This is a genomic window from Pseudomonas sp. Z4-20 (genome assembly GCF_051131955.1).
In the GTDB taxonomy this organism is placed as follows: domain Bacteria; phylum Pseudomonadota; class Gammaproteobacteria; order Pseudomonadales; family Pseudomonadaceae; genus Aquipseudomonas; species Aquipseudomonas marvdashtae.
On record NZ_CP071641.1, the window covers coordinates 4,696,794 to 4,713,873 of the forward strand.

The window sequence follows — 17,080 nt, forward strand, 5'->3', positions numbered from 1 at the left end:
TGCAGATGTCCGCAGACTAGCCGTAAACGGAGAGGTATTGAAGCGAGTGCTACAAATGGCTACAAAAAGGCTACAAGTGGTCAATCTCTGTTGTAGTTTCCAAAAAAAAACGCCCCGAACCAGTCGGGGCGTTTTTTCGAGGATGCGGCCTCGGGTAGCGCTGCTTAGCGAACGCCTTCCTGGCGCAATGCCGCCGGGGTGAAGTCGCTGGTGGACGCGGTGAAGCCGAAGTCGTAGGCCGATTTCTCTTCGTTCTTCATGCCCAGGGCCAGGTAGCGTCCAGACTGCAAGTCGTAGAGGGTCTCCAGGGCGTACCACGGCACTTGCTTGTCGTAGTAGTTCTCGGCATGGGCCTCGGCGACGCGCCACAGTTGGCCACGACCGTCGTAGTGATCGATGACCGCCGCTTGCCAGGTGTCTTCGTCGATGTAGAAGTCACGCTTGGCGTAGATGTGACGCTGGCCTTCCTTCAGGGTCGCGGTCACGTGCCAGACACGACGCAGTTCATAGCGCGCCAGGTCCTGGTTGATGTGGCCGGCCTTGAGGATGTCGGCGTACTTGAGCTGCGGCGAATCGATCTTGTGGCTGTTGGCGGCAATATAGAGTTCTTTCTTGCCTTCAAGCTTCCAGTCGTAACGGTCCGGCGCGCCGTTGTACATGTCCAGGTTGTCGGATGTACGCAAGCCGTCGGCGGCAGTACCCGGGCCGTCGTAGGCGACTTGCGGTGCCTGGCGCACACGACGCTGGCCGGCGTTGTAGATCCAGGCCTTGCGCGGCTCCTTCACCTGGTCGAGGGTCTCGTGCACCAGCAGCACGGTACCGGCCAGACGCGCCGGTGCGGTCACTTGTTGCTTGAAGTAGAACAGCACGTTGCCTGGGTTGGCCGGATCGAAGCCCTTGATCTTGTCGCGGAACACGAACTGGTCCTGGAAGTACACCAGGTTGTACGAACCGTTGGGCTGCGGCGTGGCCTGGGTCACCAGGCGGGTCACGCTGCCGCCGCGATAGCGGGTGATGTGGTTCCAGATCACTTCCAGCCCGCTCTGGGGAATCGGGAACGGCACGGCCGTCTCGAAATTCTCCAGGCCGTTGCCGGCACCCACCAGCTTGGTGTTCACGGCGTTTTTCTTGATGGAGGCCAAGACTTCATCCGGCACGGTGGCGCCGCGATGGGTCGGGTAGACCGGCATCTTGAAGGTTTCCGGGTAGCGTTTGAACATCGCGTACTGGCCTGGGGCGAGCTTGGCCTTGTACTGGTCGACGTTCTGCGAGGTGATGGTGAATACAGGTTTCTCACTGGCGTACGGGTCGGCGAGGAACCCCTTGCCGTCCACGCTGCCGGCGTTCTTGGCCATGGGTTTCCAGGCGGAAATCGACCCATCGGCATTGCCAGCCATCTCGGCGCCCATCGGCGTCAGGCTTTTGCCCAGCTTGTCGGCCTCGGCGGCAGGCACGGCGGCCATGATGCTGGTCGCCAGCAGGGATAATCCCAGCGCACCGACTTGCAACAGATTTTTTGTTATTTTCATAGTGTTCGTCCTGAAATACGGTGCTTAGAAGGTCACGCCGACGCTGAGCGCCAGGAAGTCGCGATCGTCCACGGTGCTGAAGTCACCACCAAAGAAGTTGGTGTAGGCCAGGCTCGCGTTGTAGGTGTTCTGGTACTCGGCATCCAGCCCGAGGCTGACAGCCTTGCGACCTTCCTCGAAGTTGGCGCCAGGGCCTGGCGAGTAGCCTTTTACGTCATGGGACCAAGCCACGTTGGGCTTGAGATTCACGCCGGCGAAAACGTCCGGGTATTCCCAGATGGCACGGGTGCGATAGCCCCAGGAAGTGGAAGTGGTGAAGCCGTCGTTGTTGCAGTTGCTGTTCACGCCACTGATGGTCTGGCCGCCACCGGCCGCCGTCGACGTGTTGAGGGTGTTGCAGAAGCCGCCGGGCAGTTCGCCTGGCCCGAACACGGGGTCACGGCCATAGCGCGCCTCGGAACGGCTTTCCAGGCCGCCCACGTGAGTCACGCCGATTTCGCCGACGAGGGTCAGGCGGCTGGCGCCCATGACTTGATCGAGGAAGTGGGTGAACGTGGTCTGGAACTGGGTGATTTCCTTGCGGCGATAGCCGTGCAGGTCCTGGCCCGGCGCGCCGTCCAGCACGGAGGCGTTGCCAAAGCCCGGGATTGGCGTCACACCGGCGAACAGAATATCGGTGGTGCTCAGTTGAACCGGAGCGTTCGGACGGTAGCTCAGCTCACCGCTCCACGCGGTGCCGGTGGGCAGTGTGGTGGAAAAGCTCAGGCCGTAGAGCCGGATGTCTTCCGGGTATTCGACGAAGTAGTTGGAATTGCCCGCCACGATCACGGGACGCAATGCAGCCAGTGGACCCAGCGGCTGGTTATAGAAACGTGCCGCCGCGCCCGTGGCGCTGAAGATCGGCGCACGGCTGTGGTAGTTCATGAAATAGGCACCGAACTCGGTGTCCAGCGGCTCGAACATGTACTTCAGGGAAGCGCCCCACTGGCCGCTGTCACGGGCATCACGGTCGGGACCACGACGAACCAGGACGCCTTCCTCGTTTACGTTCACGCCCAGGGCGGTCAAGGTTGGCAAGGCGGCGGCTGGAATGCGCGAACGTTTGTTCAGCACGCGCAGGTTGTCGTCACAACCGTCGGCAATCACATCCGGCTGGGAGAAGAACGTCCCGCAGTTATCCACAACCGTCTGGTCCCACTCAATCTGGTAGAACGCTTCGGCCGACAGGTTATCGGTCAGGCTCTGGGACACGTAGAACATGTTGACCGGGATCAGACCTTCCTTGACCTCGGCGCCTGGACGACGGAACGCGGACACATCGACCGGGTTGATGGAGTTGATGCCCCCCTGGATGAAGGTGCTCTCACCCCAGCTGACCACCTGCTTGCCCAGGCGGACCGAGCCCGGTTGATCGGCGATGGCGTAGTTGTGGTAGACGAACGCATCGAGGAGCTGTACGCCGGACGACTTCGCGCCTTCCTTGCGGTTGCTGTCGCTGATGTCCTTGTACAGGCGGTCTTCGTCCTTGAGCTCGAAGTCATACCAGTACTTGCCTCGTACAAACACACCGGTGTCGCCGTACTTCAGTTCCAGGTCATGGATGCCCTTGAAGATCTTCGAGAACGTCTCCCCACGCTTGAAGTTCAGGTGGCCGTCATCGGAGGTCTGGGACAGGCCCTCGCCGCCGTTGTTCACCCCGATCAGGTCGCGGTTGGCCTTGGACGTGGACCAGCTCGCGCCCACCGACAGGGACGAATCGAACTGGCCCTCGATTTCACCGATGTTGAAGCTGACGCCGAATGCCGGGCCGGCGAGCGAGGAGGCAAGACTGACGGCCAGAGGCAGTTTTGCCCGGCGCCAGAAAGTGTTTGCTGAGGTCATCGACGCAACTCCATGTGTTTTATTGTTATGGCAGTGGGCGTTTCCGGAAACCCTTCGCCGTGCTGGCACGCGCGTCCCATTCCGAAAATCCTTGAGCGGACTATAGCCAGCAGGTAGTACGGCTTGATCCCTCTAAAGTGTGATTTGCAGCCTTTGACCACTCTGGAACAGTCCTTTGCCAGGCCGACGGTTGTCGGCACGGCAAGGATGGCTGAATTTTCGGTTTTGACAAGACAAGCGCTTGCTTGGCGGGGCTGCCGTGCCCTTTTCGGGCACGGCGGGGACGCTTAGAGCGTCGAGAGGAAGGTGCTGTTGTTGCTCTGCCATTCGGTGACGTCGGCCCGGATGCGCTTCTTGTCGAGCTTGCCGACGCTGGTCTTGGGAATTTCCGTAACAAGGGCGATCTGACTCGGAATCGCCCACTTGCTCAGGTGCCCCAGTTCGACAAACGGCTTGAGGTGTTCCTTGAGCTCGCGAGCCCCGATCTGATGCCCTTCGCGAATGACCAGCAAGGCAAACGGCCGCTCGCCCCACTGCGGATCGGGGATGCCGACCACTGCTACCTCGCGTACCGCTGCATGCCGGCTGATGAGGTCTTCCAGGTCCAGGGACGAGATCCATTCGCCGCCAGTCTTGATCACGTCCTTGATGCGGTCGCGGATGTCGATGAAACCCATGCCGTCGAGCGTGGCGACGTCGCCGGTGTGCAGCCAGCCGCCCTTCCAGAGCTCGGCGCCTTTCTGCGGTTCGTTGAAGTAACCTTCGGTGAGCCACGGCGCGCGCAGCACCAGTTCGCCCTGGGTCTCGCCGTCCGCCGGCAGGAAACGCCCTTCGCCGTCGACGATCGCCGCTTCCACCAGCGGCCCCGGCACGCCGGCCTTGATCCGGTAAGTGATGCGCTCGTCTTCGCTGCCGGCCATCAGCTCATCGTTGAGATGGGCGCACGACACCAGCGGGCCGGTTTCCGACATGCCGTAGGCGGCGGTGAGCTGGATCCCCTTGGTCTTCGCCGCCTCGTACAGGCTGCGATTGAGCGCGCTGCCGCCGATGACGATTTTCCAACCGTCAAAATCGGTGTCCTGGGCGCCCTTGGCGTTGAGGACCATTTGCAGGATGGTCGGCACGCAATGGGAGAAAGTGACCTTTTCCTTGCGCCACAGCTCGATCAGCAACTCCGGGTCGTAACGGCCCGGGTAGACCTGCTTGAGCCCGAGCATGGTCGCTACATATGGCAAGCCCCACGCGTGGACATGGAACATCGGCGTGATCGGCATGTACACATCGTTGGTGCCCAGCAGCCGCACGCTGTCGATGGACCCCATGATGGTCGACACGCCCATGGTGTGCAGCACCAGTTGCCGATGGGTGAAGTACACGCCCTTGGGGTTGCCCGTGGTGCCGGTGGTATAGAACGTGGTGGCGACGGAGTTCTCGTCGAAGTCTTGGAAGTCGTAGGTGGGAGCGGCGGCGGCCAGCAATTGTTCGTACTCGCCCACGAGGTTCGGCAGGTCGGCGGTCTTGTCCGGCAGGTCGGTCAGCAACAACGTTTTCTTTACCGTGCTCAGCTGGCCGGCGATCGCCTGGTACAGGCCGATAAACTCGCTGTTGACCAGCACGAAGCGGTCCTCGGCGTGGTTCATGGTGTAGAGGATCTGCTCCGGTGACAGGCGCACGTTGATGGTGTGGATCACCGCGCCGATCATCGGGATCGCGAACATGCATTCCAGGTAGCGATGGCTGTCCCAGTCCATCACCGCTACCGTGTCACCGGCCTTCACCCCCGCCTCGGTCAGCACATTGGCCAGGCGCGCGACACGCTCGATCAGCGTCGGATAGCTGTAGCGTATCTGGTCGCGGTAGATGATCTCGCGAGTCTTCTCATAGCGCGCCCCGGACATCAGCAGCCGCTTGATCAGCAACGGGTATTGATAAGCGCCCTCGGCTGGCGGAATAACGCGAGTCTGCAACATAGGAGTCCCTTTTCTGACTGCACGGTCTTGGCTGGAAGGTAAGCACTCTAGAGGGGTTATATGACGATCAAATCAGCCAAAGGAATGATTTGATCCACCCGTAAATACTAGCCTTGAGCCATCCCAGGGACGCTGTCCTACCCGGTCAATGCGCCTCGGTAAACGCCAACTTCACGCCAATGGCAATCAGCACCGCGCCCATGGTCCGGTCGAACCAATGGCCCATGCGGGCGAAACCGGCGCGCACCCGCGCCTGGCTAAACAGCATCGCCACCATGCAGAACCAGGCCGCCGTGGCGACGGCCAGGTAAACACCGTAGCCGGCTTGGACCGCCAGCGGCGTATGGGGATTGATCACCACGGTGAACAGGGACAGGAAGAACAACGTCGCCTTGGGGTTCAGGCCGTTGGTGATGAAGCCCGCCGTGAACGCGCCGCGCGCGGTACGTTTGCCCGCTTCCTTGTGCAGGTTTTCCTCGGTGGCCTTGGCCGGTTGCGCTCGCAATGCCTTGAAGCCGATGTACAACAGGTACGCGGCGGCGGCCCACTTCAGTGCGTTGAACAGTACGATCGATTGGGACACGATCAGGCCGATGCCCAGCAGCGAATAGCCCACGTGCAGGAAAATCGCCGTCCCCACGCCCAGCGCCGTCCATGTCCCGGCACGACGACCGTGGGTCACGCTTTCCCGTACCACCACGGCAAAGTCCGGACCGGGACTGGCAACCGCCAACAGGTGGATCAGGGCGACGGTGAGAAATTCGGCGAGGTACATGATGGGGCTCCTTGCGACAGTCTTGTGTTAAATGCAATCCCACAGGTATGCGGCGCCACGGCCGCAACGCATCTGATAGGCTCGCCACATTACGCCTTCGGTCTTTTAGATAACAGGTACAGCTGATGACGAACACCGCCCGCGCCGTTTTCCTCGACCATCCTTCCCTGGACCTCGGCGACCTTGACTTGAGCCCGTTGCGCCAATGTTTCAGTGAGCTGCAACTGTTCGCCCGGACCACCCAGGATCAAGTGACGGAGCGGCTCAAGGGCGCCACGGTGGCAATCACTAACAAAGTGGTGATCGATGCCGCCGCCATGGCCGCCAGCCCGGAACTCAAACTGATCCTGATCAGCGCCACCGGCACTAACAACGTCGACCTGGCCGCCGCCCGCCAGCATGGCATCACCGTGTGCAACTGCCAGGGCTATGGCACGCCATCGGTGGCACAGCACACGATCATGTTGTTGCTGAACCTGGCGACGCGGTTGGCCGACTACCAAAAAGCCGTTGGCGAAGGCCGTTGGCAACAGGCTCCGCAGTTCTGCCTGTTGGATTTCCCAATTGTCGAACTTATGGGCAAGACCCTCGGCTTGCTGGGTCATGGCGAGCTGGGCGGTGCCGTCGCGCGGCTGGCCGAAGCCTTTGGCATGCGCGTGCTGCTGGGGCAGATTCCAGGTCGCCCTGCCCGCCCCGACCGCGTGCCGCTAGACGAGCTCCTGCCGCAAGTTGACGCCCTGACTCTGCACTGCCCGCTCACCGAGCACACCCGCCATTTCATCGGCGCCCGCGAACTCGCATTGCTCAAGCCCGGCGCGTTCCTGGTCAACACCGCACGCGGCGGACTGGTGGACGAACAGGCCCTCGCCGCGGCCTTGCGCAGCGGTCACTTGGGAGGCGCCGCCACCGACGTGCTGAGCGTCGAGCCGCCGACCCAGGGCAATCCGCTGTTGGCCGGCGACATCCCCAGGTTGATCGTCACGCCCCACAATGCCTGGGGCAGCCGCGAGGCACGCCAGCGGATCGTCGGCCAACTGACGGAAAACGCCCAAGGGTTCTTCAGCGGTACAGCACGACGTGTCGTCAGTTGATAAACTGCCGCACTTTTTTTCAAGGAGCAGCCCATGGATCCGCGCAGTGAAGTACTGCTTCGTCAGGCCGAGTTATTCCAAGGTTCGGTCCTGCTGGCCGGCCTGCCCGCCGATGATCTGCTCGGCCGCTTGCCCGAGGCTCATGGCTGGTGCTGGCACGCCGGCGACCAGGCGGCGCTGGACGCGCGGTTCCCGGAACGCAGCCAGTTTGGCGTGAACGTTCCGGAGCGCGAATTCGACACCGCCGTGGTGTTCCTGCCCAAGGCCAAGGACCTCACCGACTACGTTCTCAATGCCGTGGCGTCACGCTTGGCCGGTCGCGAAGTGTACCTGGTGGGCGAAAAGCGCAGCGGCATCGAAGGCGCCTCCAAGCAGCTAAACCCGTTTGGCAAGCCTCGCAAGCTCGACAGCGCGCGCCATTGCCAACTCTGGCAGGTCACGGTCGCCAATGCGCCCGAAGCCAAGCCCCTGGAAAGTTTGGCCCAAAGTTACGAATTGCCGCTCGCCGAGGGCCCGCTGACGGTGATCAGCCTGCCGGGCGTGTTCAGTCACGGTCGCCTGGATCGCGGCAGTGCGCTGCTGCTGGAACACCTGGACAAACTACCCAGCGGCCATTTGCTGGATTTCGGCTGCGGCGCCGGGGTGCTGGGAGCAGCAGTCAAGCGCCGCTACCCGCACAACACGGTGACGCTGCTCGACGTCGACGCTTTTGCGGCCGCCAGCAGTCGCCTGACCCTGGCCGCCAACGGCCTGGAAGCCGAGGTTTTGACCGGCGATGGCATCGATGCCGCGCCCATGGGCTTGAGCGCGATCCTGAGCAATCCGCCGTTCCATGTCGGCGTCCACACCGATTACCACGCTACGGAAAACCTGCTGCGAAAAGCAGCCAAACATCTGAAAAACGGCGGCGAACTGCGCTTGGTGGCGAACAGTTTCCTCAAGTACCAGCCACTGATCGAAGAGCATCTGGGCATCTGCGCAATCAAAGCCGAAGGCCAGGGTTTTCGCATCTACTGGGCCAAGCGCGGCTGATGCGTTTGTGAAAAACATCGCTTGCCCATTCGGATTTGCCTAGGCAGAATCCGCACCGTCCTAGGGGAGTAGTCTCCCGCGAGCGCCACGCTCGCCCGGCATACGTCAACATACTTGGTCAGCAGACCATGGCGTATGCGGCCCAAGCGTCCCCATAGAGGGTCGCTGGGTTTGACAAGACCTATGACACGCACACCTTACCCGGGGCGGGGAGGCTGTACGTGTCATAGCCGTGTCGACCCGCCCCTCTTAGGAATCCCCTGATGCTGGACTCTTTCCTCGTACCGACCGCTATCGTTGCGCTGGCCGAAATCGGCGACAAGACGCAACTGCTCGCGCTGATCCTTGCCGCTCGTTTTCGTAAACCCTGGCCGATCATCGCCGGCATCGTCGCCGCGACCCTGGCCAACCATGCGGCGGCTGGCGCGGTCGGCGCCTGGGTCGGCGGGTTCTTCTCGGACTCGGTGTTGCACTGGATATTGGCGGCCAGCTTCGCGGCCACGGCGCTGTGGACCCTGGTGCCGGACAAGCTGGACGACGAAGAAGCCAATACCGCCCGCAAGTTCGGCCCTTTCCTGACCACGCTGATCGCCTTCTTCCTCGCGGAAATCGGCGACAAGACCCAGATCGCCACAGTCATGCTCGCTGCGCAATACCCTGAACTCTGGCTGGTGATCATTGGTACCACCGTGGGCATGTTGATTGCCAACGTTCCGGTGGTACTGGCCGGCAACTTCGCTGCCGAGAAACTGCCGCTTACCCTCATCCGCCGCCTGGCCGCCTCGGCGTTCTTCATCCTGGCGATCGTGGCGGTGTATAGGGCGTTGTAGCAGCGGCAAGCTTCAAGCTGCGAGCTGCAAGCAAAGGCGGTTCTACTTCGCTTGTAGCTTGTAGCTTGTAGCTTGTAGCTTGTAGCTTGTAGCTTGTAGCTTGTAGCTTGTAGCTTGCAGCTCGAAGCTTATTTCTTGGCCTGCTGATAAAGCGGCATAACCTTCGGAATCGCCGCCTGCAACGAAGCGATCCGGCTGCTCGACGCAGGGTGGGTGCTCATGAACTCTGGTGGCGCCCCCTCCGAAGCCTTGGCCATCTTATTCCACAGGGTGATTGCGGCGTTCGGGTCGTAGCCGGCCCGGGCGGCCAGTTCGAGGCCGATCAGGTCGGCTTCGTTCTCGTTGCCACGACTGTTGGGCAAGGTCATGCCGTAGTTGGCCACGGTATCGGCCAGCGCCAGGCTGTCCTGGCCCAGGCCGAATATGGCACCGGCACCCTGCTTGGCCATTTCGATGCCATAGGCCTTGGACATCGCTTCACGGCCGTGTTCGCGCAAGGCATGGGCGATTTCATGGCCGATGATCGCGGCGATTTCATCGTCGTTGAGCTTCAGCTTTTCGATCAAGCCGGTGTAGAAAATGATTTTCCCACCAGGGCCGCAGCTGGCGTTGAGCTCGTCGCTCTTGATCAGGTTCACTTCCCAGTTCCATTGCGCCGAATCCGGACGGAACACCGGTGCCTGGGCGATCAACCGGCTGGAGATGGCCTGGACGCGCTTGGCATCGCTGCTGGTCTTGTCCAACACGCCCTGGGCTTTCGCTTCGCCCATGCTTTTCTGATAGGACTGCGCATACATCTGGTTGACCTCAGCGGTCGACAACATGCTGAACATGTACTGCTTGCGCTCCACGCCCACGGCTCCGCCGCTGGTGGTGTTGACCGACTGGCAACCGGCGAGCAGCAGGCCCGCGCTCAAGGCACTCACGATCAAAGTCTTGTTCATACAAAAGAAGCTCCATGGAATCGTGGGCGTATCCTAGGCGTTGATTGGTATCCGCGCCAGATACACAGAGGCGGATTACAAATTTTTCAGTCAGTTTCCAACGCGGCCATTTGCGACACCGACGAAGCCAAAACAGTCATCCGACGAACAGCGCCTCATGTCCGGCCCGGGAAACGCCGATAAAAATTCCAGACGTCATTTCCGCGTCCGGAGCCTTTATGAAATTCAAATCGATCCAGTTTTCCGTCGCCGCCCTGGCCGGAGCCATTGTGCTCAGCGTGGTCGGCGCCCTGGTGCTGTATGCATTGTTCGCCGGCGCCCGTACTCAGGAGATGGTGCAACAGCGGACCAAGGCGCAGTTTGAACAACTCATCGAGCAACGCCTCAGCGCCCTCGCCCATACCCAGGCCAGCTTGATCCAACGGGAGCTCGAAGCGCCACTGTTGCTTGCCCGGGGCCTGGCAACTTCCAACGCCTTGATGGGCATGAGCGGCGCGGATGGCAGCCCGCAGTTGAAGATCCCTCGTGAACAAATGATCAGCCTGCTGCGGGAAAGCGTGGTGCGCAACCCGAAAATCCTCGGTGCCTACATCGCCTGGGAACCGAACGCCATCGACCACGACGACGCCAACTACGTGAACAGCCAAGTGCTGGGCATGGAAACCAACGGGCGCTTCCTGCCGTGGTGGTTTCGCAATCAGGACGGCACCCTGGGCCTGGAAAAGCTCGCCGACGTGACCGACCAAAAGCTGCTGTCCACGGGTATTCGCGCCAGTGAGTACTACCTGTGCTCCCGGGACAGCAAGAAAGCCTGCGTGATCGACCCGGCGCCCTACCGCGTCGGCAATACCATGACCATGCTCGCCTCGTTCATCGAACCGATCCTGGTCGATGGCAAGTTCCAGGGCATCGTCGGCGCCGACCTGTCGGTGAACTTCATCCAGGACATGCTCGTTGCCGCCGACGCCAAGCTGTATGACGGCGCCGGGGAAATGGCCTTGCTCTCTAGCAACAACCGGTTGGTGGCCTTCACCAAAGACCCGAGCAAGCTCGGCGAGAAAGCCAGCGACCTGCTGGACGCCAGCGAGTTGGACAACCTGACCAAGCTCGGCATTGGCGAAGTGCGTTACGACATCGATGAAGAGCACGGCCACATTGAGGTGTACATGCCCTTCGGCATCGGCCAGGCCGAAGCGCGCTGGACGCTGATGATGCAACTGCCGCTGAGTGCGGTCATGGCTGACTTGCAAGCCTTGCAGAAGGACTTGGACGATCAGCGCGAGACCGATATTTTCGGCATGGCGATGGTCGGGCTGGCGATTGCCGCGCTCGGCCTGCTGGTGATTTGGCTGGTGGGCCACGGCATCGCCCGACCGCTCAAGCAAATGGTGGCAATGCTCGATGACATCGCCCAGGGCGAAGGCGACCTGACCCGCCGCCTGACCAGCGACCGCGCCGATGAACTGGGGGCCATCGCCAAGGGCTTCAATACGTTCCTGAGCAAGTTGCAGGGGATGATCACCCAAGTGGTGACGTCGGTGCAGAGCGTCAGTGACTCATCGGAGCACACGGCCGACATCGCGATCCGCACCAACCAAGGTGTGCACAAGCAAATGTCGGAGATCGACCAGGTCGCCACCGCCGTGCAGGAAATGACTGCCACTGCGCAGGATGTGGCGCGCAACGCAACCCAGGCCGCCCAAGCCGCCAGTCACGCCGACCAGGCTGCCAGCCAGGGCATGCAAATTGTCCGGGATACCTCGACGTCCATCGGCGCACTGGCCGTGGAAATCGGCAAGGCGGTGGGCGTGGTGCAGACCCTGGCCAAGGACAGCGAGAACATCAACGCAATCCTCACCGCCATTCGCGGGATCGCCGAGCAGACCAACCTGTTGGCGCTCAACGCGGCCATCGAAGCCGCCCGTGCCGGTGAACAGGGCCGTGGTTTTGCGGTGGTCGCCGATGAAGTGCGCAACCTGGCACAAAAGACGCAGCAGGCCACTGAAGAGATTCAGTCGATGATCCAGCAATTGCAGCAAGGCACACGGGACGTGGTGCGCGTGATGGAGGACAGCCAGCACCGTACCGATGAAAGCGTGCAGCACGCGGCGAAAGCAGCCCAGGCCTTGGAGACGATTACCCAGGCCGTATCGGTGATCAACGACATGAACACCCAGATCGCCAGCGCCGCCGAGGAGCAAAGCGCCGTGGCCGATGACATCAACCGTAACGTGATCAACATCGGGCAGGTGGCGAACGAGGTGGCTAGCGGCGCCGACGAATCCAGCGCGGCCAGCGCCGGGCTGACCAAGCTGGCGGAGCAGCAGCGGCGGTTGATCAATCAGTTCAAGGTCTGATGGGCAGTTGCAGGGCTCAAGCCGGAGTCAGGCACTCCGGCCCATTGAGTTTCGGGTCGTTGACCATGTTCGCCAGCACCCGTTCGCGCAGTTGCCCCGGCTCGCTCGCCAGCAGTCCTTGCAAGACATGCAGCGGTGTCTCGGGGTCGAGCCACTGGCGCTGGCCCTCTTCATCGAGAGTCAGTGGCCGGCGTTGACCGGCCGCCGGTTGAGTGATGACAGCGGTGCTCAGCCACACTTGCTCCTGCACCGGATAGGCTTCCCAGATCGCCGCGAAAAACAGCGACGAACCCTCGCCTGGCGTCAGCCAGTACGGACGCTTGCGGGTGCCGCCGCGCCATTCATAAAACCCGTTGGCGGGCAGCAGGCAACGCCGCAAACGCAAGGCTTCGCGGAACATGGGCTGCTCGGCGACGGTTTCGGCCCGGGCGTGAGCCGGCGTGCGGGACAGATCGGTCAGCCACGGCGGCGTCAGCCCCCAACGTGCCCGGGCCAATTCGCGCTGGCCATCGGCGCCGGCGCGCAGCATCAGCACCGAGTCATTGGGCGAAATGTTCCATTGGGCCTTCTGGTCGGCGGGGAAGCCGGGCAAGGCCGCAAAGGCGGGGTTCCAACGAAACAGGGCATAACGTCCACACATGGGGCAAAACGACTCTTGATCAAACTGCGGCCAGCCTAACAGACCAGCGTACCGGGGTAACTGTCGGGTTCATCGCCGGGCACCGGCAGCGCGGCATTGTAGGCGCTGATCAATTCCCGGGCGTATTGTGCCTGATCGTCCTCAACCGCCAGCCCCAGCAGGCCGTACATCGGCAACTCACCCGCGCCACCCACCAGGTCGCGGCCGACCAGGTGCGCCGTGATGCCTTCGCTGGCAAGCATGCCTTGGAGCAACTCGCCTTCCATCAGGTTTTCCAACTCGTAGATTCGCTGCATGGTCGCCCCAATCACTCGTTTTCGCTGAAGACCTCAAGGTGCCATTCGTCTTCGTGGACCTGCAGGACGAAGGTAATCGGTCGGCAGCAGACCTGGCAGTCTTCGATGTAGGTCTGGTCGCCGCCGGACAAATCCACGGAAGACTCCACCTCTTCCCCACAATACGGACATTCATAATGAGCAGCTTCCAGCATCGCGGTCTCCCAAGTGACTTGTGCGTATAATCGCCGGTCTATTTGCAGGGCTATTTTTGCCTGGACTATCTTCCAGGTCGTGCCCCGTCGGTTTTTCGATCGAACCTTTACTTACCCTAGCCGTTTCCAACAAGAGAGCATGATGGGCGAATTCGATGCCATCCGACCTTACAACGACAGCGAAGTCCCAGCGGTGCTGGCACGGCTGCTCAGCGACAAGGCGTTTCTAGATATCCTCACCCACTTCCGCTTCCCGCGCCTGGCCGGCGCTTTCGGCTGGATGCTCAAACCTCTTATAGCGCAGAAGTTGCGTCGAGAGTTCGCCGGTGTGACATCGGTCGCCACCTTGCAGGACAAAGTGGAGTTCTATGTCGACCACACCATCGAACGCGCCACCGATGGCGTGACATACACCGGGGTGGAGCAATTCAAGTCCGGCAACGCCTACCTGTTCATCGCCAACCACCGCGACATCGTGATGGACCCGGCCTTCGTCAATTACGCCGTGTACCACGCCGGCCTGCCGACCCCGCGCATCGCCATTGGCGACAACCTGCTGCAGAAGCCGTTTGTCAGCGACCTGATGCGCCTGAACAAGAGCTTCATCGTGCACCGCTCCATCACCGGGCGCCGGGAAAAAATGGCGGCGTACCAATTGCTGTCGGCGTACATCAACCACTCGATTCGCAACGATTGCGCGTCGATCTGGATCGCCCAGGCCGAGGGCCGCGCCAAGGACGGTGATGACCGGACCGAGTCGGCGATCCTGAAGATGTTCCACATGAGCCGCAAGGACGAGCCATTCGGCGAAGTCATCCGCTCGCTGAACCTCACTCCGGTGTCGATCAGCTACGAATATGACCCGTGCGACCAGGCCAAGGCCCGCGAGCTGTACATCCGCGCCACCACCGGCACATACACCAAGGCGCCGGGCGAGGATGACGTCAGCATTGCCAAGGGCATCACCGGCTACAAGGGCCGGGTCCACGTGAATTTCGCCCCGCCGATCAGCGAGTTGTTCGAGGACACCAAGCAGCTGGCCTTGGAGATGGACCGGCAGATTCTCGGCGGCTATCGCCTGTTTCCGGCGCACTACCTGGCCTACGCCCAATGGGCCGATGCCGACCCACAATTGCAGGTGCCGACGGCGGCCGAGGTATTCGGCGCCGAGGAACTGGCCAAGGCTGAAGAAGAATGGCAGCGCCGATTGGACGCTTGCCCGGAGGAACACCGACCGTTCCTGGTGCTGCAATACGCGACGCCGGTGCGCAATCAGTATCGGGTCAAGGCGGGGTTGGCGCTTTAGGGAGTCAGAGCTGAGTGCTGATCCACGACATCAGCAGTGCCAACCCCAGGCAGGCAAAACCGAACCGATAGAAAAACCGGTTCATGCGCTGGGTGGCCAGGTCCAGCAGCGCTTCGAATCGTTCATTGCTTTCGCTGCTACGCGCTTGGAGACAGGCCCGCGCCCGCTGTTCGCGGCGACGCGTTGCATGCAGCACCCAGCCACCCGGGCAGGCAAACAGCAGCGCAAGCAGGTTGATCAGTTTGGCGGGGTGGGCAGCGAACAACGAGAACAGTTGCAACGACATCACAAACCTCAAGGGAAAAACGGACGCCTGGCGCCCGGGGACCTACGAACAGGGCGCGGATTCTACCGAAAGCCCGCCGCCCTGCGCCGTTTTTTCCGACCAATAACGATCCCCGCCACGCCCCAGGGGTCGGGCTCATTTTTCTAATTTCAGCCGTCACGGTTTCGTCATATGGATAGGCCACCCTGTCGCCCTCCAAACCCACACGGAATCCGTCATGCTGCACGCCGAAAACCAGGACCGCCTCTACCTCATCAGCCCGAGCGATGAGCAACAAAACCTCGTCGGCAGTCTGTCCTTCAACGTACAGGATCGGCACTGGCTGGTGTATTGCGCCCTCGGCGGTCATCAACATGCCGATCTTCCCGAGACCGACCTGTTGACCGGGATCAGCGTGCTCGAATTCTATTCCCAGGCGGCGTGAAGATCGCGCCGACAAAAAAGCCCGCGTAAGCGGGCTTTTTCATGAGGCCAGAACCTTACTCAGCCAGCACCTGACCGATGGTCGGGTCCTTGAACAGACGGGTCAGGGCGTCGCTCAATACATCGCTGACCAACTTGGTGTTGGTGTCCTGGTTGGGCGCCATGCCGAAGCGCTGGTCCAGCGAAGCACCGTAGCGACCGCTGTAGCGGCGGCTCGCGTTCTGCACGTCGGAGCGGAAGGTCGCACCGATCGTCGCTTCGGTCACGTACATGCCTTCCTTGGGCGACTGATATTTCAGCTCGGCCAGGGTCACGGTCAGTTGCGGCGCGTTCATTGCGTTGGCGGTCGGGGTGAAGCCCAGCAAACGCACGGCCGCCTCGGCCTGGGCCTGCAACTTGGGCAGGATCTGCGCGCCCTGCACCGTGATCACGCTGGTTTCCGGGTACAACCCGCCACGGGTACCCAGGGTCGGCGACGGACGACCGTCGACAACCCGCACCACCACCGGCTGACCACGACCCACCGGTGCCAGCTGGGCGTTGAGCTTGGGTTCCGGGTTAAGTTGTTGCGGGCTGTGGGCACAGCCGACAAGGGTCAGACTGGTCACGGCGATCAAACCGAACAACAGGCGTTGCAACATGCTTTTCTCTCCAGAATCGGGCACAGACAGGCCGGCAGTATAGCGGTGCGCCATCGCGGCGAACTAGCGTCGCCGCATGAATACTGCAAAGTCTGACATGGGCCGCGCCGGGCGGTTCCTGTCACCCGGTTGTCATGGTCCTTACACCGGTGTGTCATGGCCGGCTGTCAGGCTGTCCTCAAGCTCCTTCGACACGGTATCCGACCATGCGCTATCTCATCTCCCTGTTCACCCCACGCCCACATCACCGCTGCTTTGCCCTGCTGGACCGCAGCGGTCGTTGCCAGGCATTCAAGCAATGCAGCTTGCAGCCCATGGGCGATGGCTGGGTGGAAATCGAAGAGATCCGTCTCAACTGGCTGCATCAACCATTGCCCGCCAGCGCCTTGGTACAAGCCCCCCGCGCTCGTTCGCGCAGCCGGCAACTGTTGGCCGTCTGACCGCAAGGCTAATAAAAGTCATAAAACCCGACCATTTCCGCGCGTTTCTTCGTTACAATCTCCCCCCGATTATAAGGACGTCTCCTGATCGGGCCCCGCAACGCCGCTGATGCGCTTGTATTGGCACCCCGCACCGCCCACAGAGAGCCGCCCACACAGATCGAGTGAAGCTGGCGCGCTTGCTGTTTCCCTGGCAAATCACCACTTTTCGCGAATCTGCAGAGCTGTCATTACGCTCGGTCACTGAGCTGTCTGCCCGTTTTGCCTGTCATGTACTTCATGGGGGCAACCAAACCGGGCACGGTGCCAGGCTGGGACAGCCCTTTTTTGAGGTTCACGTCTTCAAAAGAGCGTGAAAAAACGGGTTTTCACAACTTCACAAGAGTGTGGCGAGCAAATGAAGAGTTTTGCGTCTGAACAAGCACCATTGGCGTCTGGAACAGCC

At 61.5% G+C, this 17,080-nt stretch carries 17 protein-coding genes, 1 pseudogene and 1 riboswitch; of the genes and pseudogenes, 8 read left to right on the forward strand and 10 right to left on the reverse strand.

Annotated features, from left to right (window positions below):
• Positions 1-164: 164 nt before the first annotated feature.
• The 4 genes from J3P82_RS21535 to J3P82_RS21550 form a co-directional block, all read right to left on the reverse strand.
• The gene (locus J3P82_RS21535; RefSeq protein ID WP_434558593.1) at positions 165-1,529 is read right to left on the reverse strand and encodes a DUF1329 domain-containing protein; all 1,365 of its coding nucleotides are present in this window, start codon (positions 1,527-1,529) and stop codon (positions 165-167) included.
• A gap of 24 nt (positions 1,530-1,553) precedes the next feature.
• Positions 1,554-3,410 carry a DUF1302 domain-containing protein gene (locus tag J3P82_RS21540; RefSeq protein ID WP_434558594.1) on the reverse strand — a complete coding sequence of 619 codons (1,857 nt, stop codon included), beginning with the start codon at positions 3,408-3,410 and terminating at the stop codon, positions 1,554-1,556.
• 287 nt (positions 3,411-3,697) lie between these two features.
• Entirely contained in the window at positions 3,698-5,380 is a 1,683-nt protein-coding gene (locus tag J3P82_RS21545) for a fatty acid--CoA ligase (protein ID WP_434558595.1), read from the reverse strand.
• 145 nt (positions 5,381-5,525) lie between these two features.
• A complete protein-coding gene (locus J3P82_RS21550) occupies positions 5,526-6,155 on the reverse strand; it encodes a LysE family transporter (RefSeq protein ID WP_434558596.1) in 630 nt (209 codons plus the stop codon).
• Positions 6,156-6,280: 125 nt separating this feature from the next.
• Here J3P82_RS21550 and J3P82_RS21555 point away from each other — a divergent pair, with 125 nt between their 5' ends.
• The 3 genes from J3P82_RS21555 (at position 6,281) to J3P82_RS21565 (ending at position 9,108) form a co-directional block, all read left to right on the forward strand.
• Positions 6,281-7,246: a 2-hydroxyacid dehydrogenase gene (locus J3P82_RS21555; RefSeq protein ID WP_434558597.1), complete on the forward strand. Its 966-nt coding sequence runs from the start codon at positions 6,281-6,283 to the stop codon at positions 7,244-7,246.
• A 33-nt stretch (positions 7,247-7,279) separates the two neighbouring features.
• On the forward strand, positions 7,280-8,278 hold the full coding sequence (locus J3P82_RS21560; protein ID WP_434558598.1) for a methyltransferase: 999 nt from the start codon (positions 7,280-7,282) through the stop codon (positions 8,276-8,278).
• A 51-nt stretch (positions 8,279-8,329) separates the two neighbouring features.
• Positions 8,330-8,451: riboswitch (yybP-ykoY riboswitch) on the forward strand.
• Between the two features lie 90 nt (positions 8,452-8,541).
• Complete coding sequence (locus tag J3P82_RS21565; protein WP_434558599.1) at positions 8,542-9,108, forward strand: TMEM165/GDT1 family protein; 567 nt, start codon at positions 8,542-8,544, stop codon at positions 9,106-9,108.
• Positions 9,109-9,236: 128 nt separating this feature from the next.
• Here the strand turns inward: J3P82_RS21565 and J3P82_RS21570 are convergent, their stop codons facing one another.
• Positions 9,237-10,052, reverse strand: coding sequence for a M48 family metallopeptidase (locus J3P82_RS21570; RefSeq protein ID WP_186634598.1), 816 nt, complete (start codon positions 10,050-10,052; stop codon positions 9,237-9,239).
• A 1,394-nt stretch (positions 10,053-11,446) separates the two neighbouring features.
• Here J3P82_RS21570 and J3P82_RS21575 point away from each other — a divergent pair.
• Both J3P82_RS21575 and J3P82_RS21580 read left to right on the forward strand, forming a co-directional pair.
• Positions 11,447-11,503 (forward strand): annotated as a pseudogene (locus J3P82_RS21575) (hypothetical protein); the annotation flags it as partial.
• A 201-nt stretch (positions 11,504-11,704) separates the two neighbouring features.
• Positions 11,705-12,409 (forward strand): methyl-accepting chemotaxis protein, encoded by a 705-nt coding sequence (locus tag J3P82_RS21580; protein ID WP_434563927.1) that lies wholly within the window; start codon positions 11,705-11,707, stop codon positions 12,407-12,409.
• A gap of 16 nt (positions 12,410-12,425) precedes the next feature.
• Here J3P82_RS21580 and J3P82_RS21585 read toward each other — a convergent pair whose 3' ends face one another.
• Genes J3P82_RS21585 through J3P82_RS21595 form a run of 3 tightly spaced genes read right to left on the reverse strand, consistent with a single transcriptional unit; the run spans position 12,426 to position 13,539 of the window.
• Complete coding sequence (locus tag J3P82_RS21585; protein WP_434558600.1) at positions 12,426-13,049, reverse strand: SOS response-associated peptidase; 624 nt, start codon at positions 13,047-13,049, stop codon at positions 12,426-12,428.
• Positions 13,050-13,084: 35 nt separating this feature from the next.
• Positions 13,085-13,345 carry a putative signal transducing protein gene (locus J3P82_RS21590; protein WP_434558601.1) on the reverse strand — a complete coding sequence of 87 codons (261 nt, stop codon included), beginning with the start codon at positions 13,343-13,345 and terminating at the stop codon, positions 13,085-13,087.
• Between the two features lie 11 nt (positions 13,346-13,356).
• A complete protein-coding gene (locus tag J3P82_RS21595; RefSeq protein ID WP_434558602.1) occupies positions 13,357-13,539 on the reverse strand; it encodes a CPXCG motif-containing cysteine-rich protein in 183 nt (60 codons plus the stop codon).
• Positions 13,540-13,678: 139 nt separating this feature from the next.
• Between J3P82_RS21595 and J3P82_RS21600 the strand changes: the two genes are divergently transcribed.
• Complete coding sequence (locus tag J3P82_RS21600) at positions 13,679-14,845, forward strand: 1-acyl-sn-glycerol-3-phosphate acyltransferase (RefSeq protein WP_434558603.1); 1,167 nt, start codon at positions 13,679-13,681, stop codon at positions 14,843-14,845.
• Positions 14,846-14,849: 4 nt separating this feature from the next.
• On the opposite strand, the gene J3P82_RS21605 is transcribed toward J3P82_RS21600, so the two are convergent.
• The gene (locus J3P82_RS21605; protein ID WP_434558604.1) at positions 14,850-15,131 is read right to left on the reverse strand and encodes a hypothetical protein; all 282 of its coding nucleotides are present in this window, start codon (positions 15,129-15,131) and stop codon (positions 14,850-14,852) included.
• Positions 15,132-15,348: 217 nt separating this feature from the next.
• Between J3P82_RS21605 and J3P82_RS21610 the strand changes: the two genes are divergently transcribed.
• Positions 15,349-15,555, forward strand: coding sequence for a hypothetical protein (locus tag J3P82_RS21610; RefSeq protein WP_046063543.1), 207 nt, complete (start codon positions 15,349-15,351; stop codon positions 15,553-15,555).
• Between the two features lie 55 nt (positions 15,556-15,610).
• On the opposite strand, the gene J3P82_RS21615 is transcribed toward J3P82_RS21610, so the two are convergent.
• Positions 15,611-16,195: a YajG family lipoprotein gene (locus tag J3P82_RS21615; RefSeq protein WP_186612372.1), complete on the reverse strand. Its 585-nt coding sequence runs from the start codon at positions 16,193-16,195 to the stop codon at positions 15,611-15,613.
• A gap of 206 nt (positions 16,196-16,401) precedes the next feature.
• Between J3P82_RS21615 and J3P82_RS21620 the strand changes: the two genes are divergently transcribed.
• A complete protein-coding gene (locus tag J3P82_RS21620) occupies positions 16,402-16,635 on the forward strand; it encodes a hypothetical protein (protein WP_434558605.1) in 234 nt (77 codons plus the stop codon).
• Positions 16,636-17,080 lie beyond the last annotated feature (445 nt).